The following is a 21,410-nucleotide window of genomic DNA, read 5'->3' as shown; positions in this document are numbered from 1 at the left end:
CAATTTCGCTTGTATGCTACTCGAACTCCGCCCATCAAGTATTCGAGAAACCCAATATGAACCGAAACACCACCCTGATCGCCACCGCTTCCGTCCTCATCGCGGGCGTCGCAGCATTTGCCTTCCTTCGCCCCGGCAGCACCGACGAAAGTTCAAGCGTCAGCCAGGACCCAACACCTCGTCCCAGTGCTTCCACCGGCGACTCGGTCTCTGCAGACCTGAAGCCAACCCGGAAACTCGTCCGCGAAAGCAAGGAAGACGAAGCCGCCGCGTTGATCGAACAGTATGGCGATTCCCGCACCGCCCTCTCGCGGCAGGTCGTCGACAACGTCACCTCCCTTCTGGATGACGTCCTCGAAATGGGTGACATGATGACCAGTGGTCAGGGCGGTCAATTCGGCGGTGGCGACCAGGCGCTCCGCGGCGTCCTCCGAGGCACCGGCGTCGAACTCGACGAGACTCAAAAAGAGGCCGCCTCAGAACTTTTCCGCGAGTATCAGAAGCGGGAACTCGAGAAAACCCGCAACGCCGTTGAAAGCCTCAAGGAACAACCCGTCACCTTAATGAGTCTGATGCTCGCCAGCGATGCCCGCTCACGCGATGAAATCAGCGAGGAAGAATACAAGGCGCTTCAGGAACAAAGCAGCGGCGAGCTCGAAGGCATCCTCAACCCCCTCGACCGCAACAACTTCCGTGGTGGTCAGCCGATGGAAGACCCCGCATTCCGCAGTGGTTTCGAAGCGCTTCTCAACGAAGATCAGTCCTCGAAATTCGATACCGCCATGAGCGAGCGTGAAGCTTCCGAAGACAACAGCCGCCAGCAGACCAGCATCACCGAAATGCCCGTGATGGATCTCGAGTCGCTCGACAAATCCATTTCCTCCGCCAAGCAGATGACCACCGGCTTCAAGAGCATCATGCAAGGCATGGGCAACCTTCAGGAGCTCGAGCAGCAGCGCCAAGGAGAATAAATCTCCCGCTTAAAACTCGCCCTTGAACGAACAACGGGCCGTCGGAGTTTCGTAGATCACGATCTCCGCGAGCCCGGGAAGCTGGGACTCGAGCTTGCGCCAAAACCAGGCGGCCATTCTTTCAATCGTCGGACTCTCCAGTCCCTCGATGTCGTTCAGGTAGCCGTGGTCCATCATTTCAATCAGAGGATTCATCGCTTCGGAGATCCGCTTGTGGTCGTAGACCCAGCCGATCTTTTCATCGATTTCCCCTTCCACTGAGATCTCCACCTTGAAGCTATGACCGTGCATCTGACGGCATTTGTGGTCATCGGGCAAACTTGGCAGGGTGTGGGCAGCTTCAAATCGGAAGTCCTTGGTCAATCGGGCACGCATGGCGGCCTGCAAACTGACAGCCAATGCCCCACTGCGCAAGCCGGGTGAATCGAACGCTCAACACTTGTCCCCCCTCCCATCCCTGCCTACAAATCGGTTCCCCGATGCCAGATTTCCGCCCGACCATCCTCATTCCCACCTACAATACCGGGCCGATTCTCAGGGAAACGGTGAAGTCGGCCATTGCGACAGGCTATCCCGTGAGGGTCGTGGTCGATGGATCGGACGACGGCTCCGATGCCTGCCTCACGGAGTTCGAGGGACTCAAGGGCTTCACCCTCCACCGCCTGCCCGTCAATCAGGGCAAAGGCGCCGCCATACTTTTCGGCATCCGAGCGGCGGAAAAAGACGGCTTCACCCACGCCCTCGCCATGGATGCCGACGGCCAGCACCCGGCGGATCGCATTCTCGACTACTTCCGCGTCGGAAGCGAACACCCGCAGGCCGCCGTGTTCGGCTCCCCGATTTTCGACGCCTCAGCCCCCGCTCTGCGCGTCGGTGGCCGCAAGATCTCCAACTTTTGGGCGAACCTCGAAACCCTCGGCTGGGGCATCGATGACTCCCTCTTCGGCATGCGTCTCTATCCGATTCGCGAGCTGATCAGCGTGCTCGAGGAAACCCGCTTTGCCCGCCGTTTCGACTTCGATCCCGAAGTCGCGGTTAGACTTTGTTGGAAAGGCGTCCCCGTCATCAATTTGCCCACGGCCGTCCACTATCCCAGCGCCGAAGACGGCGGCATTTCCCAGTTCCGCTACCTGCGCGACAACATCCTGCTCACCTGGATGCACGCCCGGTTGATGATCGGGTTCTTCATCCGTGCGCCATGGCTCGCCTTCCGTGGCGATAATCCCCTTCTCCATCTCAGCCCCTCCGTCCGATGACCAAGGAACAGATCAACAAGATTGCCGGCTACTTCCCGAGCCGCTGGTACCGTTCCTATCTCAAGAGCAAACTCAACTCCGACCCGCTCTATGATGCGGTCTATCATGAGTTGAAGGACTCGGAGCTCCCGCTGCTCGACCTCGGCTGTGGACTCGGAGTGCTCGCCTTCTATCTGCGCGAACGCGGCATGACTTTCCCCATCCACGGCCTCGACTACGACAAGCAGAAGACCGAAAGCGCCAACTTCGTCGCCAACAAGATCGGCGATCAACACAGCACTTTCGCCGAACATGATGCCCGCCAGGGAATTCCCGAGCACCACGGCAACGTCACGATCCTCGACATCCTCCAGTTCTTCACGCCGGAGGAATTCGACAAGCTCGTCACCGCCGCCGCCGAGCGCGTGGCTCCCGGCGGCAAGCTCGTCATCCGCTCTGGCCTGAAGGACCATTCGACTCGCTTCAAGATCACCGTCGCCGGTGACTTCTTCGCCAAGGCCACCTTCTGGATGAAGGCCGCCCCGATCCACTACCCCACCGCCGACGACTTCGAGCGAATCCTCGCCCGGCATGGGAAAGTCGACATCAGCCCGCTCTGGGGGCCCACGCCTTTCAACAATCACCTGATTGTGATGCAGAAAGCCTGATTACTCGGCACTCACTTCGAAGGGCGGACTTTGTATCCCCTCGCCCTTGCACTGAATGCGGATCGTCCCGCCTTCCTTCAGCGATTGCACGATCATCAGCGCGCGGCCTTGATGAGTCTTGATCTTCGTCGACTGGAAATCCTGCACGTTGCCCGGTGAACCATTGTCGACACCAAGAATCGAGCACGGTCCGCTGACCTCGAACTCCAGACTCTGCTCGTCCTTGACCACCGGAACCCCCTTCTCATCGACCAGCTGCGCCACCACATGAGCCACATCGTAGCCATCCGCTGCAAGCGATGTCTCATCAATCGAAAGCTCGACTCCTGCCGCCTTGCCGTGGCTCCGAACCCGGGCCTCAGCCCCCTTCCCGACCGCCTTGAGCTCGCCACCTGCAAAGGGCAGCTCCCACTTGACCACATGGTCTTCAAAGTCCGCCAGCTCTCTGGTTCCGAGACTCTCCCCATTCAGGAAAAGCTCCACTTCCGGGCAGTTCGTATAAACCTCGGCAATCACCGACTCGCCCTCGGCGTAGTTCCAGTGCTCGTTCGTCTCATGCCAGTACCACAAGCGCTTTTCCCAAGCCCACGGCTCCTTCTCTAACACCTCGCCATTCTCCCCGACTTTATAGGGCGACTTCTCCGCCGTCTGAGAACAGAGATACACATGCGGCGCCTCGTTCCACAGCGACTTCATCATGTGAAACGACGGCTTCCGGAATCCGGCAAGGTCCAGCAAGCCCGTCGCCTGCGCCTTCACCGGCCACTTTTCATTCGTCTCACCCAGGTAATCGACGCCCGTCCACAAGAACGTGCCCGCCACAAACGGACGATCCGCCACCGCCTTCCATTCGTGATACTGACCAAGGTTCTCGGTCCCCATGATCATCTTCTCAGGATAGTGCTCGCGGCAGTAGTCATACATGATCCGCCGATAGCTGTAACCGACGATATCCAGCGCATCCGTGTAGCCCGATTCATGACTCGCCGACGGCAAAATCATGTTCGCAATCACCGGCCGCGTCGTATCCATCTCACGCGTCCACTTCGCCAGCTTCGCCGCCGTTTCCGCGATGCGATACTTCCCCGTCTGAGTAAACTTCAGTCGCTCCTTGATCACCTCGCCGGTATTCGGTGGCACGGTCCAGAAGTAGTTTCCATCGGCGTTCGCGCTGAAATAGCCCGTCGCCTCCTTCTGCCCCGGATAGGTCCACTCGATCTCATTGCCGATGCTCCACATGATCACGCTCGGATGATTCCGGTCGCGCAATGCCGTGAGCTTCAAATCCGATTCGGCATCCGTCTGGAAGTGCTCGGTGTAGCCGCGGGAGTTGTAATCGACGAACTTCTCCCAGGTATTCGTCCGCTTGTCCTTCGGCAAATCCCATTCATCAAAAAATTCGACCTGGACCAGAAAGCCCATCTCATCACAGAGCTCGGTGAAATCACGGGCACCCGGCTGATGCGAAATCCGAATGGCATTGCAGCCTGCTTCCCGCAGTTCCTTCAAGCGACGCTCCCACACCTTGATCGGCACCGCCGCCCCGACGAGTCCTCCATCATGATGGAGACATACTCCCTTGATCTTCATGTTCTCGCCATTCAGCCAGAACCCCGTCGCCGGATCAAACTTCAGCGTCCGAATCCCGAAGCGCGTCACATAACGATCCACCACCCGATCACCGAGTTCGATCGTCGTGACGAGCTGATAGAGCTGCCCCTGATTCACCGACCAAAGCTTCGGCGACTCGATCCTCAGATCGCTCTTTAATCGAGCATCTTCCTTCGCTCCCACCGACCCTTCCACGACCGTCGAGCCCACTTCTTCACCTGATGGATCGAGCACGGTATTCCTCAAAGTGAACGACTTCTCCTCACCAAACAGATTCGAAACCGTAATCTCCACCGCAACGGAAGCCGCATCCTCCGTAACCTCCGGCGTCGTCACGTAAGCGCCCCAAAGCGGCGTGTGAAGCTTGTCGGTGACCAGCAGCTTCACGTCACGATAGATCCCGGAACCCGTATACCAGCGACTGTCCACGATCCGGCTCCGGTCCACCCGCACCGCGATCACATTCTCCCCGCGTTTCAAGTGAGGTGTCAGGTCATGCACGATCGGCGTGTAGCCGTAGGCACGAAAGCCAAGACGCTCACCATTAAGCCAGATCTCCGAGTTATTATAAATCCCATCAAAGTAAATCGAGCAGGCCTGATTGTCCTTCAGCTCGATTTCGAAGGTCTTGCGATACCATCCCATCCCACCCGGCAGATAGGCCGTCGCACCCTCAAGCTTCTCATCGAACGAATGCTCTACACTCCAATCGTGAGGCAGCCGGATGTTTCGCCACTTGCTGTCGTCAAAGTCCGGCGTGGCCGCCTCCGCCACATCCTTCTCAATGAACTTCCACCCGAAGTTGAAATCCACTTCGCGATCCTTGCTCGTCCGGATCACTTCCGCAGGCAGCGCCTCAGGCGCACGCGAACTCCCCATGAAGGGTTCCGCTTGAATCGAGCAAAGAGAAAGCATTCCAGCGGCAAGCACCGGATGAAATTTCATGACCTGCATCGGATTCATCAGTTGCGTGGTTTCACTTCAACCCGAAGCTCATGATAAGCATTGTGGCGCTCGTAAGCTGCCTCCCGCTCGATCTTCGGCTTGGCTTCCAGAATGGTGATCGATGAAGTCAGCTCGCACAGCTTCTTCAAAAGCGATCGCACGATCAGCCGCGCATGCGGCGCACCTAGGCAGTTGTGAATGCCATTGCCGAAAGCAATGTGCGGGTTCGGCTTGCGGTCGAGCTTCACCGTTTCCGGATCATCAAAGACCGTCTCGTCAAAGTTCGCCGACGCCCAACCAAGCGAGATCAGCTTGTTCGCCTCCACCTTCACCCCGTGGACATCCGTCGCCGCCGGACAAAGCCGTCCGATATGCGTCAGCGGCGTCGCAAAACGGATCAGCTCTTCCGTCGCCACCGGAATCCGCTTCGGATCCTCCCGCAGGAAATCCAGAGCCTCGGGGTTCCGACCGATATACGCGATGATCGTTGCCACCGTGTTGATGATCGTATCCCGACCGCCGGCGAAGGCGATGTTGGCAAAGCCGAGCATCTCCTGGCGCGTCAACTTCCGACCCTGGAACTCCGCCCGCGTCAGCGCGGAAAAGAAATCATCCCCCGGATTCGCCTCGGCCTTGTCGAAAAGCTCGTTGCAGTAGGCCTCCATCTCGTACCCCTTCGAAACGCCGCTTTCATCGCGGAAAACGTGTGTCCCCCACTTGATCCAAACGTCCGCCTCGGACTCCGGCATGTTGAGAAGATAGGTCAACGCCCGCGACTGCAGGGGAATCGCGAACTCCCGCACGATCTCGATCGACTCCCGCTGAGACGCATCGCGGATCAGCTCATCTAACAGAGCCTCCATCCGCTCGATGTAGTCGGCTTTCAGCGGCCGACGAAAGTAAGGCTCGGCAATTTTCCGATACTCGGCGTGCACCGGCGGATCCACCTCGAGCGGATACTGCCTCACCGTGCGCACGTCCTCTTCCCGCGGAATCGGCACGCGGAACGGCGCATCCGAACTAAAGGTCTCGTAGTCCCGCGCCGCCGTCTTGACTTCCTTGAAGCCGAGAATCATCGCAACGGGTGCGCCATCAAACTCGGTGGCAATCACCGGAGCCTCCTGACGGGCTTTCTTGAACGGGTCGTGGTAAGGGCACTGGGACATGATCGTGGGTCTGTTAGATTCAGTTTAGCGGCGCGACTTCCACCACCAGCCCATCGAGCTCGTCGCTCATCTCGATCTGGCAGCACAGACGGCTCCGCTCATCGCTCTCGGTCTCGAAGCTCAGAATATCCTGCTCGGTCTCATCCGGCTTGCCGACCTTCTCCAGCCACTCGGCCTTCACCCGCACGTGGCAGGTCGCACAAGAACACACCCCGCCACAGGCTCCATCAATTCCCTCGATGTCATTCTCGGTCGCGATTTCCATCAGCGTGCCGCTGGCATTCTCGATGACGATTTCCTCGCCGTCAGGTTTGATAAAAGTGACTTTCGACATGGTTGGTTTGGATCGGATGGAAATGGACGGAGCCCCTCGCGAGCTCCGCGTATGAACCTCCACAAATGCCAGCTCCCCGGGAAGAATGCCACCGACCCGATCACCAAAACTGGTATTATCTTCACATCTAGAAGCAACTCCACCACCATCCTCGCGAAGAAACCCCCATGAAGCCCACTCTCGAGAACGTCCAACCCGCGCAAGGCAGCTCCATCGCCTGCCTCGATATCGACGTCCCCGAGTTCGATCACCAGTACCACTACCACCCCGAAATCGAGCTCACCTGGATCCTCGAAGGCGATGGCGAGCGCCTCATCGGAGACTCCATGGAATCCTTCGGAAAAGGTGATCTCGTCCTCATCGGCGCCAGCGTCCCCCACCGATTTCGCAACTGGCAACGCGCCCGCGCCCGCTCCCGGGTCATTCAGTTTCGTCGTGAAATCTTCGGCGATGCCTTCCTCCAGCTCCCCGAGTTTGTCGACATCAGTCGCCTCCTCGACGAGTCCCTTCGCGGCCTCAGTTTCTCACCAAGCACTACCGCCAAAGTCCAAGACCAGATGGCCGATCTGTTCAGCAGCGAGCCCGGCCCCCGACAAATCACTCAGCTCTTGGACATCCTCCACCAACTGAGCGAAGACCGCGAACGAAAGCCGCTCGCCAGCCTCATCTACAACCACCCGATCAAGCTTCAGAAGATCGATCGACTCGAGCGCGTCCTCAATTTCCTCGAACAAAACTGGCAGGACAACATCACCCTCAAGGACGCCGCCGAAGTGGCCGCGCTCCACCCTCAATCGGTCAGCCGATTCTTCCGACAGCACCTCGGCATGAGCTTCCAGGACTACCTGATCCGCCTCCGTCTCGCCCGCGCGGCCCGCGACCTTCTCGAAAGCGATCGCACTGTTGCCGACATCGCCTTCCACTCCGGCTTCAACAACCTCACCAACTTCAACCGCCACTTCAAAACCATCTATCAGCAGTCCCCCAGCCACTACCGCAAGCTCGGGAAGTAGGGCAAAATAATGAAATGCCAAGACGCCAAGGCCGCCAAGAAAACCTCATAATTCAAAACTTGGCGAACTTGGCGCCTTGGCGTTTCAAAACCTCAATCTCGCAGATTCAGCCTCCAAGCTCCGCAAAGGTTTATGTTGATTGTATCCAACTTCTCTGTTCGACATGATGCCAGTCACAGCGATCAACCCATCACAACATGAGCATTTCCGCCCAAGCCGCCGTCACCGACGCCAAAGGTTCCTTCACCATCGAAGACATCATTGTCAACGACCCCAAACGCGATGAAGTCCTTGTGGAAATCAAGGCTTCCGGCGTCTGCCACACCGACTGGGACACCTTGAAAGAGAGCTCGAATTTTGTTCTCGGGCACGAAGGCGCAGGCATCGTTCTCGCAGTTGGCGAAGGCGTCACGCACGTCAAAGCAGGCGACCGCGTCATCCTCAACTGGGCCATCCCCTGCAAGGAGTGCTTCCAATGCGAACACGGCAATCAATCGATCTGCGAGAAGAACAACCCGGTTACCGGCGTCGGCGACCACGGCGCGGCGCACTCCGGATCGAGCGAGTGGAAAGGCCAGCCGCTCGGCCGCTCCTTCCACCTCGGCACCATGAGCAGTCATGCCGTTGTTAGAAAGCAGGCGGTCATCCCGATCAGCGTCGACATCCCTTTTGCCTCGGCCTGCATTGTCGGCTGCGGCGTGATGACCGGCTACGGCTCGGTCGTGAATGCCGCCAAACTCGCCGCCGGCAGCAGCGCGGTGATTCTCGGCACCGGCGGGGTCGGACTCAATGCGATCCAGGGTGCCCGCATCTCCGGCGCGGCGAAGATCATCGCGGTCGACGCCAACCCCGAACGTCTCGAAATGGCCAAGCAGTTCGGCGCCACCCACACCATCCTCGCCTCGCGCGAAGACAAGGGACTTCTCAAGGCTGCTGAGGAAGTGAAGCAGCTCTGCGGCGGACGCGGGGCCGATTACTCCTTCGAATGCACCGGCGTTCCCGCGCTCGGTTCCGCCCCGCTCGCCATGGTCCGCGATGCCGGCACCGCGGTGCAGGTTTCCGGCATCGAGCAGGTCATCGACTTCGACATGAACCTCTTCGAGTGGGACAAGATCTACATCAACCCGCTCTACGGAAAAGCCATGCCCGAGCACGATTTCCCGAAATTGTTAGAGCTCTACTCGCGTGGCCTTCTCAAGCTCGATGAGATGATCACCCGCACTTATAAACTCAACGATCTTCAACAAGCCTTCGACGACATGATGGCCGGTCGCAATGCCAAAGGCGTGATCCTTTTCGATTGATCATGAGCAAGGAAAAGACATCCCACTTCCGCACCACCGAACTCGCCAACCTGCCCTCGCAAGTGGGCACGATGAAGGCGATGACCGTGAAAAGCCCGGCTCTTTCGGCCCGCGCGGACCTCAGCATCTTCATTCCCGATCAGGCGAAGGATCTCAGCAAGGTCCCCGTCGTCATCCTGCTTCACGGCGTGTGGGGCAGTCACTGGGTTTGGTCGCTGATGGGCGAAGCGCACCTCACCCTGCAGCAGATGATCGATGCCGGCGAGCTCCCGCCGATGATCCTCGCGATGCCATCCGATGGCCTCTGGGGCGACGGCAGCGGCTACCTGAAGCACGCCCATCAGGACTTCGAAAAGTGGATCGTCGAGGATGTCCCCCACGCCGTTTCCGAGGCCACCGGCAACGCCCTAACAGCCCCTCACTTCATCGCCGGCCTGTCCATGGGCGGCTTCGGCGCGCTGCGTCTCGGTGCCAAACACCCCGACCGCTTCGCCGCCTTCGTCGGCCATTCTTCGATCACCGACATTGCCCAGTTGCCGCTCTTCGTTGAGGAAAGTCTCAGCGACTACACCCAGGAAGATCCCAGCGATCACTCGGTCCTCGAAACCATCCTCAAGCACCGCGCATCGCTCCGCCCCTTCCGCTTCGATTGCGGCGTCGACGACCTCCTCATCGAGCACAACCGCGAACTCAAACGCGCCTTCGACGAAGCCGGCATCGATCACGAATACGAAGAACATCCCGGCGGCCATGAGTGGCCTTACTGGGTGACCCATCTCCGGGAAACCCTGCGATTCTTCGCCAAACAGCTCGCTTAGTCTTTCAAAGGTGCCACTTCCTCCAGCACCCGCTTCACCACCTGCGGCGCTTGCTTGGTCGATTCGTGGAGCAGCAAAATTTCGCCGTATCGGAGATTGCGGGTAAGATCGTCGACGATCCCCTCGACCTCGCGATCGAGCGTATCGAAGCCCCTACGGCTCCACACCACCACCTCCATCCCCAGCTCCGCGGCGATCGGATGAGTGAAGTAGTTCCGATGACCCACCGGGGCCCGGAACCAGCGCGGACGCTGACCGCTCATTTCTTCGATCACCCGGCTGCACTCTTCAATCTCACGCCGCATCCTCACCGGACCCGCACTCCACATGCTGTGCTGCGGATGAGTCATCGTGTGATTTCCCAGCTCATGGCCCCGCGCTACAATCTCCTTCGCCAATTCCGGGAAACGTCGTACTTTATCGCCGATCACAAAGAACACCGCCTTCACGCCATGTTTATCGAGCAGATCGAGAATCACCGGCGTATCCTCGGGATCAGGACCGTCATCGATGGTTAGAAGCGCCTGCCGCTGGTCGAGACGCATCGGCATCGGTCCGAAAATTTCATTCGTCGGATTAAAGGTCCCCAGCGCCCAGACAGCCACCATCCCGACAAATGCCGACGCTCCCCAAGCCGCCCCGAACTGCCACCAGATCAGCGCGATTCCGAGGTGAATCAGCACCGCCAGAACGATCCTTAAGGTAATCCCTTTCGGTCCCTCCACCCGCATCATCCGCTGCCAGACAAGACCGATCATCCCGAGCACCTGCAAGGCAATGAAGCCCAGCCAAAGCCAGGCGACCCAGACCAGCGGCGTCTCGCCGCCCCAGCGCAGCAAGGCCAGCGCCCAGGCGGTTAGAGCACCCGACCAAACCAAAAAAGTCCCCCGCGGCGACCACGCCCCCAGCAAAAACCCCAAGACGTGCAGAGCAATGAAAGTCATCGGCAGCAAACCAAGCCACGCCGCCCAGCATCCCCCAAGCCGCCACAGCCCATCAAAGACCGCAACGCCCACGACTCCTGGAACCAGGGTCGAAAGCACGGCCCACTCCAAGGAATGATTGCCCACCGATTTCCCCATCGCGACCGCATCGCCATCCGCGACCTTGAGCCTCCCACCGAAGACCCGGAAGAAGGGCGAAGCCGCACGATTGTCGCCGCTCTTGATCGTCTCGCCGATCACTCCTCACCTCCTTCCACGCGACGGAATACCGGCTCGAAAACAAACCACTGGTCCCAATACGGCATCACGCCCTGAAGCAGCGCCTCCGTCCAGGCCGGAAGCCCCGGATCGTCGCCCGGACCGCGCTTGCGCGGCGGCAGCTTGACCGGCGGATACACCTTCACCCGATAGCGACGCCAGCCATCGCGGATGATGAACAGCGGAAAGCACTCCGCCTTGGTGATCCTTGTTAGAAACAGCGGACCCTTGGGGAGTCTCATCATCAGCCCCGGCTTCACTTCCACCTCCACCGGAGACACATCGAAAATCACGCGATCGCCCTGAATCGCCACCACATTCCCTTCATTGAGAAGCCGCGCCAGCTCCACGCCAAGCATCTCGCCACCGTCATTGTAGAGCGTTTTGAAATAAGGATTGAGTCGTTCCTTTTCGCGAAGCTCGGCCTCCTTGATCGCCTGCATCTCCGCCTCGCGTTCCTTCGCGCGCACCGCATAAACCGTCTTGCCGAATTTCGAGGAAAACAGCGGCGCGGCCATGTCATAATTCCCCATGTGCGCCGTGAGGATCAGGCAGCCGCCCTCATGCGCCGCCATCTGATCGAAGTATTCCAATCCCTCAATCACCCAATCCACTTCCCCCGTCCCTGTCTCACTGCGCATCGCATCGACGTAAGTGCCCGCAAAATTCCAGAACACCCGGTAAGCCCCGCACAATGCCCGCATGCCACCCCACTCCGGGAACATCGCCCGCAAGTTCGAAACCACCGCCCGCCGCTGCTCCCCAGCCACCCCGAAAAACACCAGTGTCCAAGGGGCGATCAGAATCGGTTCCAGAAACCACGGAATCACCTTCAGACCACGCATCAACAGTCGCGTCGGCAGATCACCGAATGCTCCAACCCTCCGAGTCCACGATGTCTTCTCTTCTTCCTCCACTTGCCTCGCAAAGGAATGCCCGCCCCACCCGGCAATGGCAAGCGCGGGGTCATCCCCTCAATCAATCCTGCTTGGACCCAGAGTCATCATCTGACTGTCCCCACCGCCATTTCGCGGGCTCGCCCTTTTTCCAGCAGACCCACAAAAAGATCGTTGTCGCCCCCATCACCGCAGCGACGAATGGGAAAACGTTCTCAACGGAGTCGAACATAAATGCCAGCGCCACGACCGCGGCGAGATAGATGATCATCACCACCCATCCTTGCCACGAACACGGCAGTCCCCAGCCCCAGCCATAGCGCTTGGCTGGAAACCAGTAATTCTCTCGTTCGTGACTGGCCATATCTCGAATATAGGTTCAGCACATCGTTTACCAAGTCCATTCTTGCCGATCACGACAAGGCCCGCCTCCCATCATGGCAAGCGGGGGCTCATTGCGGAGCATCGACATTCCTGTCGATGGACCTCGCAAGCGAATCACCCAGAAGGCTAGTGCCAGGTCAATTCAGGTTCGACCACCGCCACACTCAGATTTTCAATTCTCGCTCTCTCCATGCATTTCGTGAGTTCGACGAGGTGCCTCGCCGAAGCATTGGCAGGAATCCGCGCCCGAACACTCCCCAAGTATCCCAGGTCATTGCATCGCTCGCCGAATTCCTGCAAATAAGACTCTAGTTTGTCAGACTGAATCTGCATCCCTCGCTCATCGACCCAGGAATCATTTCCCATCCAGCTGAGCTCCATACCGGGCCCACAATGAGTAATCTTTGACCCATTGGTCGCCGTTCCCAACTGACTCCCGGAGAATCCGTGATCGTTGGCAAGAAAACGGAGACTTCGAGTAGGCAAATGCATGAGCTGCGCAAGCATCAGCGCCAGAACGACAATCAATCCATACGACTTCATCACGAAAGTCGTAACGACTGGTACATCCCTTTAATTAGGCTAACTCTGGAAATTGGTGCGCGGGCTCATTGCGGAGCATCGACATTCCTGTCGATGGACCTCGCAAGCGAATCACCGGACCAGCCCATCGACACGAATGTCGATGCTCCGGAAACCATCACTCCTCCACCATCGACTCAACCCGCCCGGCTCTCACCAGTCGACGTGCCCAGATCTTGGCAGGACCGCGCAGCGCTCTCACGCCACCCGGTTTCAGTCGAGTGATCGTGCGGATCATCTTCGCCGGGCTCGTGTGGCGGGCCTTGAAGACCTTGCGCTTGCGCTTCTTCCGCTTGCGCTTTTTGCCCGTGCCTTCTTTCGGCGCAGCCGCAGCGGCCTGCTGGGCACGGCGCTTCGGCAGCACCAGCGTGTCATCGGCAAAGAGCAGCAAGTGCCCCTGAGTCAGCAACCAGAACATGTCGACGAGCCACTCCTTCGGCGCTTCCTCGCTGCCTTCCGGCAAGAGGGCTTTCCACAGGTCGCCAAGCGTTGGCTTCTCCTGCGCATCCACCCACTCGACAATCTTCGTCGGACGCTCGGCGAGCTTCGTATCATCCGGGATCGGATGCGGACGCGAAGGACCACTGAAGAGTTTCCCCTGACGCTTGAAGACGGCGAGATGCTCGGCTTCGAGAATGCGGCAGATCGTCGGAATCAGCATCGCCGGATGGCGGCGCGTGTTCGATCCCGCAATCCGGATCGAGGCCAGCAGGCCGATCGAAAGATTCGCCGGTGGCACATCGCCGGGCAGCTCGGTCTCGCGAACCTCCTTGAAGGCTTCGCCAAAATGCTTCGTCGCAAAATCGCGCTCGACCACACTGCGGTCAAAGGTCCAGTCCTCATCGGAACCACCCTTGACCCGCCAGCGACGACGAATCTTCATCGTCTCCAACCAGGCATTCACCGCCTCCTCACCCCGCTCGGTTTTCACCCGCGAGACATAGCGATCAAAGTCCATGTTCGAGAACTTCTCACGATGCAGGCGACGCAGTGTCGTCTGATAGGCATGGAAGTTCGGCGGCCCAAGCCACTCACCCGAAAGCCCGCACTTCGCCACCACCTGGAAGTTGCCCGATGGTGCCTCCGTCTCGGTGTCCTCGACATCGTAAAGCTCTTCAATCGGACCAGACTGCCAGAAGTGCGCGACGGCTTCTTCCTTCGTCACGAAAAGCGAGTTGTCCTTGAGCCCGCGGTACATCACCGGACCGCGTTTCTCATCGGACACGATGCTTAACGTGCAGCGCTCGCGCTTATCGAGTAGGATCTGGGCGATATCAAAAAGCGAGTAAACCCGGGCGACCTGATGGATTTCCTTCACCACGAGACGCACCGCTTCCACGGCCGGGCAGATCGTGACCTTCACTCCAGGCGCTGGTGCCGGCAAATCACGGCCGCCATCGCGTTGCTGGCGGTCATCGCGACGTCCACGGGGCGCTCCGCCACCGCGCTGTCCACCGCCGCGAGGCGCTCCGCCTCCACCGCGCGGACCACCGCCGCCTCGCTGACCACCACGGTCAAAACTTCCACGACCACCACCTTGTCGGCCACCTCCGCGCTTATCATCACGGGTGTCGCCTTTGTGGTTTTCGTACTTCTTTGCCGGCGCGTCGTCGCGGGCCCAGGCGGGTCCGAGATCGAATGCGGAAAGCAGACTCTGCTTGTCTAGAGGGTCACTCACGGGCGCCACCCTAGCGGACGATTTTCAAATGACAAACAACTCGTTGCGCATTCATTCGTCATCCAAATGATCCAGAATTCGCCCGGTCGCCCCCCGATGACCGTCCAGAACCGCCTTCGCGGCCGCAGTGCCATCCGGATCAGCCATCACCTCCTTCAATGCCTGCGCCAGCTCGGACTCATCGGCCACACGGCGCGCCCCGCCGCATTCCACCAGACGCGTCGCCAGAGGCTCGAAGTTTTCCATATGCGGGCCAAAGACCAGCGGCTTGCCCGCCGAGATCGCCTCGGCCGGATTCTGCCCACCGATCCCCAGAAAACTCTTCCCGATCACCACCACATCCGCCGATGCCGTCCAATCGCGCAGCTCGCCGGTGCTATCGACCACCAGCGTGGCAGCACCAGGCTCATCCGGCCGACGGAACTCTGAGCGCAGCACGACATCGAATCCCGCCGAACGCAGCGCCTCCCTCACCTCCGCCCGCCGCTCGGCGTGTCGGGGCACGCAGAGATAAAATCCACCCGCCTCCCGCACCGCGCGACCGATCAGCGACTCTTCCCCATCATGCGTGCTCGCCGCCAGAACCACCGGACGTCCCGCCGCACAGGCATCGATCATCGCGACAAATTCCGCACGCGGCGTCGGCAGCCCACCCGCTCCCGGATCAAACTTCAAGCTACCCGTGACCTTCACCTCATCCACCCCGAGATCCTTCCAGACCTCCGCATCCTCCGCCTCTTGCACCGCCACCCAGTCGAGCTTCGAGAAAATTGGCCTCACCCACGGCGCCATCTTGCGATAGCGGCGCTTCGATCTCGGTGACATCCGCGCATTGACCAGACGCGTCGGCACCCCGCGCCGCGCGCACTCCAGCATCAGGTTTGGCCACATCTCCCCCTCCACCAGAACGATCTGCGAGGGCTGAAAGCGATCGAGGTAGCGACGTACCATGAAGCGAAAATCCACCGGCTGATAGACCACTCTAACACCCTCCATCTTCGCCTCAACGGCCACCGCGTGACCGGTCGCCGTGCCCACCGCCAGCACAAAGTCCTTCGCCCCCTTCCGCACCCGCCACGCGCGGATCAGCTTCATCGCCAGCAGCGTTTCCCCCACACTGACCGCATGCACATGCACCGCCCCGCATGGCTCGAATTCCAGCTCGTCTCCGTAGAAAGACCCCCGCTCGCCCAGCCCGCTGCCAAAGCCACCGCGCCGCGCGGTCTTCATCAGCCATCCCGGAAGCGCCACCAGCACATAGATCGGGAGCAGCACCCGGTAGAGCAGAAGCGTGGGAGACATCGCCGCGATGTTAGGAAGCCTCGGCCTTGGCGTAAAGCAGGATGGCGCTGCTGCCATACTCGCGCCGCTCCAGGAAAGTCAGCCCCGCCGCTTCGCGCACCGGCTCACCGATCGACTGCTCGGCAATCAGCAAACCACCCTCCGCCAGCCGCTCGGCCAGCGCGCCTTTGGCGAAAAGCTCCTTCAAGTGATCCCGATCCGTCGGATACTTCGCATACGGCGGATCCACGAAAATCAAATCATAGCTACCCACATCGCGCGTCACCCACGCATGCACATCCGCCTTCGCCACCCGCGCCCCATCCAGACGCGCCTTCGCCAGATTCTCATGCAGCACCTTTTCCACCCCGCGATGCTCATCCACGAACACACAGCTCACCGCCCCCCGGCTCAGCGCCTCCAGCCCGAGCGCCCCCGAGCCCGCGAAGAGATCAAGAACTCGCGCGTCTTCCACCCGCACCCCGAGAATCGAGAACACCGCCTGACGCACAAAATCCGTCGTCGGCCGTGTCACCCCCTTCGGCACCTTGATCGCAATCCGCCCCGCTTTTCCCGCAATGATCCTCATCGCCGCTTCCCATGCCACCAGACCAAGCCCCCGGCAATCCCAGAGTCATCGTCCCTCATCTCGCCCCCTCGATTTTTTCACCGCCAAGCCGCCAAGATCGCCAAGCCCACCAAAAAACCCGAGATACCTTCCCCAACCCGGTCCTCAATCTGACTTACCATCGCGTCCTTCGCGCCTTTCTGGAAAACTGCCTTTCGGTTCATCGCAGAAGAAGGGTTCCACAGAAGATCGCAGAGACCGCAAAGGAGATGCATGTCTGAAGCCCACACCCTTAAAAAGCGATCAACCACAGAGCCCACAGAATTCACAGACGTCAGAGTCTCCATCAAAGTAGGCTGGCTTGAAATCCCACTCCAAACTTCGCGTCCCTCGCGCCCTTCTGTAAAACCGCCTTTCGGTTCACCGCAGAAGAATCCCACAGAAGATCGCAAAGAACGCGAAGGAGGTGCATGGCTGAAAGGCGATTAACCTCAGAATACGCCGAATCCCCAGAGTACAGAGCGTCCGTCAAAGTCAGCTGGTGCAAAATCACACTCTCCAATCTTCGCGTCCTTCGCGCCCTTCTGTAAAACTGCCTTTCGGTTCACAGAAGATCGCAAAGAAGATGCATGACTGAAAAGCGATCAACTTCAGAGTTCACAGAATTCACGGAAGGCAGAGCCTCCGTCAAAGTCAGCTGGTGTAAAATCCCACTCTCCAATCTTCGCGTCCTTCGCGCCCTTCTGTAAAACCGCCTTTCAATCCTCCGCCGCAGATGAATCCCACAGAAGATCGCAAAGAACGCGAAGGAGATGCATGACTGAAAAGCCATCAACTTCAGAGCTCACAGAATTCACAGAGTGCCGAACCAACGCTCAGGATTCATGAGAAAAATCCAAGTCCGTGTATTCCGTGCATTCGGCCAGCCCTTCGTAGCTGGAACGAAGTCTCCAGCGAAGTAGGGTGGTTGAAAATCCATAAACCCCGGTGCCTTTCCTTCGTTCCCTTCGTTACCTTCTGTAAAACCTGCCTTTCAATTTCCCTCACTAACCTTCCCTCTCAAAACCCCATCCAAGGGCGCGACCGATCCGCCCTCTCCGAAGCCGACCATCCAGCCGGTCTTCTCCCGCCAGATCGAAACATCGGAGAACCATCGGTTGTCCGGCTTCAGCGGACGGAAGGCAAACACCCCCTCCGGCACCCGCTTGACGAACTGGCCATTGAGCATCTCCACCGCGGTGGGCGGCACAATCAGCCTCGCGACCACCGCCCCATCGTGCGAGTTCACCCAGCCGTTCCCTAACACCGACGCCATATCGCCGAGCAGGCGAAAGTCCGGCGAGTAAATCACCCCGCCCGCCAACTGCAGCACTGCCGAGGCCGAGTCGAATGGCATCATCGACCCATCAAGACTCCCAACCCCGCCCATCGGGTTCCCCGCCTCGATAGCCGCCACTCCGCGCCATGATCCCGGCCCCTGCAACCATCCCCCACCCTGAATGCGCGCCTGCAATTCGTCGCATTCTCCGACGAGCCTATCTGAAAGCATGAGCCTCTCGACCTTCGGCAGCCGCAGCGCCATGTCCGTCTGAAATGGCAAGCCGTGACTCAGCGCGATCTCCATCCGCCCAAAGATCCCAAATTCCTTCGTCGGATCGCCCGGAAAAATAAACGCGATCCCGGTGTCTTCCGTTTTCACCTCGACCACCAACTCTTCCACCAGCGTCTGACCGAGACACTCGATCATCCCAAGCGATTGGCTCGATTCCCCCGCCTCACCGAAAAGCGGCAAATCGAAATTCACTCCCTCGACTCCTGCCAAAGGCCTGGCCATCCCGGCTTTCACCAACTCAAAGCTCCCATCATCCACCACCACTCGGACACGCTTCCGGTGAGGCTTCGCGACGGGTTGCGGTGCAGGAGCAGCCGCGGTATCCGGCTTCGCCACCACTGCCGGTGCCTCCTCGGATCCACTACTTGTTAGAGGACCTTGCCCCGCCCCTTGCGGAGTCGCATCCGACGTCCCTCCCACCGCAGATCCTGGCGCAGGAACCACCGCCGCGATCGCTGGAGGCCTGGCTGGCGGCATGCTTGCCGCTGCGATTGAGATCAGCATGTCCACGGTGACATGAAGCTTCGGCCGCAACACCTTCAGCTCATTCACCGACAAGTTCCCTTTCAACGCCGCTTTGTAGTCGGGCCGGATATGGATCTCCTCCACGGCTAACAGCGGCGTGGGAACCACCTCTCGCAGCGCCCCTGGCTGTTTCACTTCCAGCCTTTCAATCTTCACGCCATTCCACGGCGTCCAGCTCAGCGAGCCGATGACCACCTCCAGGCCACCGATGCGTTGCGAGAGTTTTCCCGCGACTTTCCCCCGCATCCACGGCGTGGCCAGCAGCGCCTGCAGCAGCAGAAAGCCAAGTAACAACAGCGCGAGCAAAGCCGCCGCAGCTCTGAGGAGGTATCGACTCCAGCGACCTTTGCCATGCCGCTGCCGAGTCATCGCATTACTTCTGCGTTGGAGCTTGAGGCTTCAGAATTCCGGCATCCCCCATCGGGAAACGCAGCACGATGCTCTTGTCATAGAGCCTGGTGCCCTCGCTGGAGACTTCCTGCATGCGGTAGATCATCAAACCCATCTTGCCATCGCCCGTCTTACCGATCGCGAAGTTTTCCTTGGTCTTGCCGAGGGAGGTTTCCTCTTCGTAGCGCCACTCGCTTCCGGCCCATTCACCGAGGATGCTGCGCTTGTCCGCCTTGACGTCTTCCAGACGTTTGAGTGTGCCGTTCGGGGAAACAAAGACATCCTTTTCGGCATCATACTTGAGCGTGGAGATCGGCAGCGATCCGCCACCTTCCTGACCGCCGCCCAGAGCGGTTGTGATCGTCCACATCTTGTCGCTGCCCTGCTTGAGCTGAATGATTACGGCCTCCACCGCCTTGAATTCGCGGGAATCCCACAACTTGAGATACTCGTCGTATTCCGCCTGGGTCAAACCGAGCTTCTCATCGAAGGGAAGCGGCACGCCCGGCGATGACTTCTTGGCGTGTTCCTTGAACCAAGCGGGGTTTTCAAGGGCCGCGGCTTCGACCTTCGCCACGTACTTATCGAGCTCGGCCGGCGGCACCACCACCGTGATCGCTCCTTTGACAAAAGCATCCTGCGGGAGGAAGGCAATCGGCTTCGGGACATCAGCAGCAAAAGCGACAGGAGCGACGAGCGCAGCGAGAACGGGGAAAAGGTAATTCATGGGACGTGCCGCGAAACTGCCCCCCAGATAGGCGAAACTCAAGCGACAATCCTCGGCGAATCGTCCCCTGGGGCACAAATGTCGCGAATCAAGGTCTGGACTCCTCCATCGGGATTCACGGCCCAGAGTTCCTCAGGGATGGCCGGATTTCCCAACGCCAAGGCGCAAAGATCGGCAAGTATGGAGGGCTATGTGAAAAGCGTCCCGAGCTCCGGTTGCCGCCGGGAGGATTCCTGGAGTGCCTGGCGCGCTCGGCAGTTCGGGATTTCAGTCTGCCAGCCCCGCGCGTCGCGCCTCATCCATCGGCATCGGCGCGGCCTCGCACTCACTCTGCCAGCCGGGGAAGTTCCACTTGTTTGGAAAACCCGCGCATTGCTCCGGCTTTACTTCATGGATCCGGCAGCCGCCCTTCTTCAGCATGATGCACTCGTGATTCTCCTTTTCGATCAGCGAGAGCCCCTGACGGTTCATCCGCAGGCGCGTGTATTTGTCCAGAAAGGCCTGCTCGCTCATCCCAAGATAGCCGGCGATCCGCGGAATCTCGTTATCTTCCAGACGCACATCGCCCGGCCACTTGCAGCAGTTGGTGCAGCGCTGGCAGACATAAAAGGTATCCGGGTCCAGATACACATCCCGGTTCCCCGGGCTTCCGTGGTGCAGACTCATCAGCGACTCGCGACCGCGCTGGATTGGATTTGCTTGTAGTAGCCATTCACCCGCGCTTGGAAGGCTTTCCATTTCCGGCCAGGGCGACCGTTGTCCAAGAGGAAATGCGGGCAGTCCTTGTGCGGCCTGCTCGTTCCCTTTCGGGGCCAGTGGTAATGCGGCACCACTCCGCTCAGAGGGATTCCCTTCGTATACATCAGATAGGCCGCGAGCTTCGCCGTCCGGTCAATCGTGGCATTGATGTTCGAGCCGCGTTGTTCACACATCTCGATGCCGATCGAATAGTTGTTTCCCGGACCATCGAAGTCCGCGTGTTCGCCCTGCTCATTGGTCGGCATGTGCTGCACCGCATGGCGGTCATCCACGGTGAAGTGCCAGATCAGGTAGCCGATTCGGTTTCCCCCCTTTCGCTTGGCCGCCCGCAGCGCGCCCCTTTTCAGCGCCAGCGAATGCCGATCGGCATCTGCCGTGTAGTTCTGGGTCGAGTGAATCGTAATGTAGCGCGGCTTCATCGGCCGGATCACCTTCCGTCCATGGGTCCCCTTCGGCACCATGTCCACCTTCAGGTTCACCTGCTTCAAAAGCGCCGAAGCACTCGTCGATCCACTCACCGGCGTCCGGCTGGTCCCAGATGAACCACTCCCCCAAACCGCCACCGGCTGATCGGAGAGTCCTCCCGCCGGACCCATTTTCATGCAGGAAATCATCAAGACCGCAAACGCGAGAATTGGCGGAAGCAAAGGCCATTTCATGCGCCCTTGCTATCACATCCATCCCAGCAGGTGAAGGATGGAAAAATCCTAGGGAAAGCAAAGTCCCAAACAACTTCACCAG

The 21,410-nt window shown here is 59.4% G+C and carries 20 protein-coding genes; 6 read left to right on the top strand and 14 right to left on the bottom strand.

The window, feature by feature from the left end:
- Window positions 1-56: 56 nt before the first annotated feature.
- Window positions 57-971: a hypothetical protein gene (locus ACFQY0_RS05575; protein WP_379710098.1), complete on the top strand. Its 915-nt coding sequence runs from the start codon at window positions 57-59 to the stop codon at window positions 969-971.
- Between the two features lie 9 nt (window positions 972-980).
- On the opposite strand, the gene queD is transcribed toward ACFQY0_RS05575, so the two are convergent.
- A complete protein-coding gene (gene queD / locus ACFQY0_RS05570; protein WP_379710095.1) occupies window positions 981-1,346 on the bottom strand; it encodes a 6-carboxytetrahydropterin synthase QueD in 366 nt (121 codons plus the stop codon).
- Between the two features lie 104 nt (window positions 1,347-1,450).
- On the opposite strand from queD, the gene ACFQY0_RS05565 reads away from it, so the two are divergent.
- On the top strand, window positions 1,451-2,227 hold the full coding sequence (locus ACFQY0_RS05565) for a glycosyltransferase family 2 protein (RefSeq protein WP_379710092.1): 777 nt from the start codon (window positions 1,451-1,453) through the stop codon (window positions 2,225-2,227).
- Window positions 2,224-2,874, top strand: coding sequence for a class I SAM-dependent methyltransferase (locus ACFQY0_RS05560; RefSeq protein ID WP_379710090.1), 651 nt, complete (start codon window positions 2,224-2,226; stop codon window positions 2,872-2,874). Before ACFQY0_RS05565 ends, ACFQY0_RS05560 begins: the two co-directional genes overlap by 4 nt.
- Here ACFQY0_RS05560 and ACFQY0_RS05555 read toward each other — a convergent pair whose 3' ends face one another.
- Genes ACFQY0_RS05555 through ACFQY0_RS05545 form a run of 3 tightly spaced genes read right to left on the bottom strand, consistent with a single transcriptional unit; the run spans window position 2,875 to window position 6,930 of the window.
- Window positions 2,875-5,430, bottom strand: coding sequence for a glycoside hydrolase family 2 TIM barrel-domain containing protein (locus tag ACFQY0_RS05555; RefSeq protein ID WP_379710087.1), 2,556 nt, complete (start codon window positions 5,428-5,430; stop codon window positions 2,875-2,877).
- Window positions 5,431-5,447: 17 nt separating this feature from the next.
- Complete coding sequence (locus ACFQY0_RS05550; protein WP_379710085.1) at window positions 5,448-6,596, bottom strand: cytochrome P450; 1,149 nt, start codon at window positions 6,594-6,596, stop codon at window positions 5,448-5,450.
- Window positions 6,597-6,615: 19 nt separating this feature from the next.
- Window positions 6,616-6,930, bottom strand: a complete 315-nt coding sequence (locus tag ACFQY0_RS05545) for a 2Fe-2S iron-sulfur cluster-binding protein (protein WP_379710083.1) — start codon at window positions 6,928-6,930, stop codon at window positions 6,616-6,618.
- Between the two features lie 167 nt (window positions 6,931-7,097).
- On the opposite strand from ACFQY0_RS05545, the gene ACFQY0_RS05540 reads away from it, so the two are divergent.
- The 3 genes from ACFQY0_RS05540 to ACFQY0_RS05530 all read left to right on the top strand — a co-directional run bounded on the left by ACFQY0_RS05540 (window position 7,098) and on the right by ACFQY0_RS05530 (window position 10,065).
- Window positions 7,098-7,943, top strand: coding sequence for a helix-turn-helix domain-containing protein (locus tag ACFQY0_RS05540; RefSeq protein WP_379710081.1), 846 nt, complete (start codon window positions 7,098-7,100; stop codon window positions 7,941-7,943).
- A gap of 197 nt (window positions 7,944-8,140) precedes the next feature.
- Window positions 8,141-9,247, top strand: coding sequence for a Zn-dependent alcohol dehydrogenase (locus ACFQY0_RS05535; RefSeq protein WP_379710078.1), 1,107 nt, complete (start codon window positions 8,141-8,143; stop codon window positions 9,245-9,247).
- Between the two features lie 2 nt (window positions 9,248-9,249).
- Complete coding sequence (locus tag ACFQY0_RS05530) at window positions 9,250-10,065, top strand: alpha/beta hydrolase (protein ID WP_379710075.1); 816 nt, start codon at window positions 9,250-9,252, stop codon at window positions 10,063-10,065.
- Here the strand turns inward: ACFQY0_RS05530 and ACFQY0_RS05525 are convergent.
- The 10 genes from ACFQY0_RS05525 to ACFQY0_RS05480 form a co-directional block, all read right to left on the bottom strand.
- Window positions 10,062-11,249 (bottom strand): polysaccharide deacetylase family protein, encoded by a 1,188-nt coding sequence (locus tag ACFQY0_RS05525; protein ID WP_379710072.1) that lies wholly within the window; start codon window positions 11,247-11,249, stop codon window positions 10,062-10,064. The genes ACFQY0_RS05530 and ACFQY0_RS05525 overlap by 4 nt on opposite strands.
- Window positions 11,246-12,184: an LpxL/LpxP family acyltransferase gene (locus tag ACFQY0_RS05520; protein ID WP_379710069.1), complete on the bottom strand. Its 939-nt coding sequence runs from the start codon at window positions 12,182-12,184 to the stop codon at window positions 11,246-11,248. The genes ACFQY0_RS05525 and ACFQY0_RS05520 overlap by 4 nt, the downstream gene beginning before the upstream one ends.
- Before the next feature lie 61 nt (window positions 12,185-12,245).
- Window positions 12,246-12,527, bottom strand: coding sequence for a hypothetical protein (locus ACFQY0_RS05515; RefSeq protein ID WP_379710066.1), 282 nt, complete (start codon window positions 12,525-12,527; stop codon window positions 12,246-12,248).
- A 720-nt stretch (window positions 12,528-13,247) separates the two neighbouring features.
- Window positions 13,248-14,807, bottom strand: coding sequence for a hypothetical protein (locus tag ACFQY0_RS05510; RefSeq protein WP_379710063.1), 1,560 nt, complete (start codon window positions 14,805-14,807; stop codon window positions 13,248-13,250).
- Between the two features lie 51 nt (window positions 14,808-14,858).
- Entirely contained in the window at window positions 14,859-16,109 is a 1,251-nt protein-coding gene (locus ACFQY0_RS05505; RefSeq protein ID WP_379710061.1) for a 3-deoxy-D-manno-octulosonic acid transferase, read from the bottom strand.
- A gap of 10 nt (window positions 16,110-16,119) precedes the next feature.
- On the bottom strand, window positions 16,120-16,677 hold the full coding sequence (rsmD, locus tag ACFQY0_RS05500; RefSeq protein ID WP_379710058.1) for a 16S rRNA (guanine(966)-N(2))-methyltransferase RsmD: 558 nt from the start codon (window positions 16,675-16,677) through the stop codon (window positions 16,120-16,122).
- Between the two features lie 1,012 nt (window positions 16,678-17,689).
- The gene (locus ACFQY0_RS05495; protein WP_379710055.1) at window positions 17,690-19,162 is read right to left on the bottom strand and encodes an AsmA family protein; all 1,473 of its coding nucleotides are present in this window, start codon (window positions 19,160-19,162) and stop codon (window positions 17,690-17,692) included.
- A gap of 4 nt (window positions 19,163-19,166) precedes the next feature.
- Window positions 19,167-19,910, bottom strand: coding sequence for a hypothetical protein (locus ACFQY0_RS05490; RefSeq protein ID WP_379710052.1), 744 nt, complete (start codon window positions 19,908-19,910; stop codon window positions 19,167-19,169).
- A 267-nt stretch (window positions 19,911-20,177) separates the two neighbouring features.
- The gene (locus tag ACFQY0_RS05485; protein WP_379710049.1) at window positions 20,178-20,576 is read right to left on the bottom strand and encodes a YkgJ family cysteine cluster protein; all 399 of its coding nucleotides are present in this window, start codon (window positions 20,574-20,576) and stop codon (window positions 20,178-20,180) included.
- A complete protein-coding gene (locus ACFQY0_RS05480) occupies window positions 20,576-21,328 on the bottom strand; it encodes a peptidoglycan recognition protein family protein (RefSeq protein ID WP_379710047.1) in 753 nt (250 codons plus the stop codon). Before ACFQY0_RS05480 ends, ACFQY0_RS05485 begins: the two co-directional genes overlap by 1 nt.
- Between the last annotated feature and the right edge of the window lie 82 nt (window positions 21,329-21,410).

The sequence above is a fragment of the Haloferula chungangensis genome (assembly GCF_042664875.1).
Classification (GTDB): domain Bacteria; phylum Verrucomicrobiota; class Verrucomicrobiia; order Verrucomicrobiales; family Akkermansiaceae; genus Haloferula; species Haloferula chungangensis.
Note: the sequence above shows the minus strand (reverse complement) of the source record. Positions and strands in the feature narration are given on the sequence as shown.

Bases quoted from the DNA above. Each gene is read 5' to 3' on its own strand.
- ACFQY0_RS05540 (WP_379710081.1), top strand. From the start codon at position 7,098: ATGAAGCCCACTCTCGAGAACGTCCAACCCGCGCAAGGCAGCTCCATC.
- ACFQY0_RS05485 (WP_379710049.1), bottom strand. From the start codon at position 20,576: ATGAGTCTGCACCACGGAAGCCCGGGGAACCGGGATGTGTATCTGGAC.
- rsmD (WP_379710058.1), bottom strand. From the start codon at position 16,677: ATGAGGATCATTGCGGGAAAAGCGGGGCGGATTGCGATCAAGGTGCCG.
- ACFQY0_RS05530 (WP_379710075.1), top strand. From the start codon at position 9,250: ATGAGCAAGGAAAAGACATCCCACTTCCGCACCACCGAACTCGCCAAC.
- ACFQY0_RS05480 (WP_379710047.1), bottom strand. From the start codon at position 21,328: ATGAAATGGCCTTTGCTTCCGCCAATTCTCGCGTTTGCGGTCTTGATG.
- ACFQY0_RS05575 (WP_379710098.1), top strand. From the start codon at position 57: ATGAACCGAAACACCACCCTGATCGCCACCGCTTCCGTCCTCATCGCG.
- ACFQY0_RS05545 (WP_379710083.1), bottom strand. From the start codon at position 6,930: ATGTCGAAAGTCACTTTTATCAAACCTGACGGCGAGGAAATCGTCATC.
- ACFQY0_RS05490 (WP_379710052.1), bottom strand. From the start codon at position 19,910: ATGAATTACCTTTTCCCCGTTCTCGCTGCGCTCGTCGCTCCTGTCGCT.
- ACFQY0_RS05515 (WP_379710066.1), bottom strand. From the start codon at position 12,527: ATGGCCAGTCACGAACGAGAGAATTACTGGTTTCCAGCCAAGCGCTAT.
- ACFQY0_RS05505 (WP_379710061.1), bottom strand. From the start codon at position 16,109: ATGTCTCCCACGCTTCTGCTCTACCGGGTGCTGCTCCCGATCTATGTG.
- queD (WP_379710095.1), bottom strand. From the start codon at position 1,346: ATGCGTGCCCGATTGACCAAGGACTTCCGATTTGAAGCTGCCCACACC.
- ACFQY0_RS05495 (WP_379710055.1), bottom strand. From the start codon at position 19,162: ATGACTCGGCAGCGGCATGGCAAAGGTCGCTGGAGTCGATACCTCCTC.
- ACFQY0_RS05535 (WP_379710078.1), top strand. From the start codon at position 8,141: ATGAGCATTTCCGCCCAAGCCGCCGTCACCGACGCCAAAGGTTCCTTC.
- ACFQY0_RS05555 (WP_379710087.1), bottom strand. From the start codon at position 5,430: ATGAAATTTCATCCGGTGCTTGCCGCTGGAATGCTTTCTCTTTGCTCG.
- ACFQY0_RS05565 (WP_379710092.1), top strand. From the start codon at position 1,451: ATGCCAGATTTCCGCCCGACCATCCTCATTCCCACCTACAATACCGGG.
- ACFQY0_RS05550 (WP_379710085.1), bottom strand. From the start codon at position 6,596: ATGTCCCAGTGCCCTTACCACGACCCGTTCAAGAAAGCCCGTCAGGAG.
- ACFQY0_RS05560 (WP_379710090.1), top strand. From the start codon at position 2,224: ATGACCAAGGAACAGATCAACAAGATTGCCGGCTACTTCCCGAGCCGC.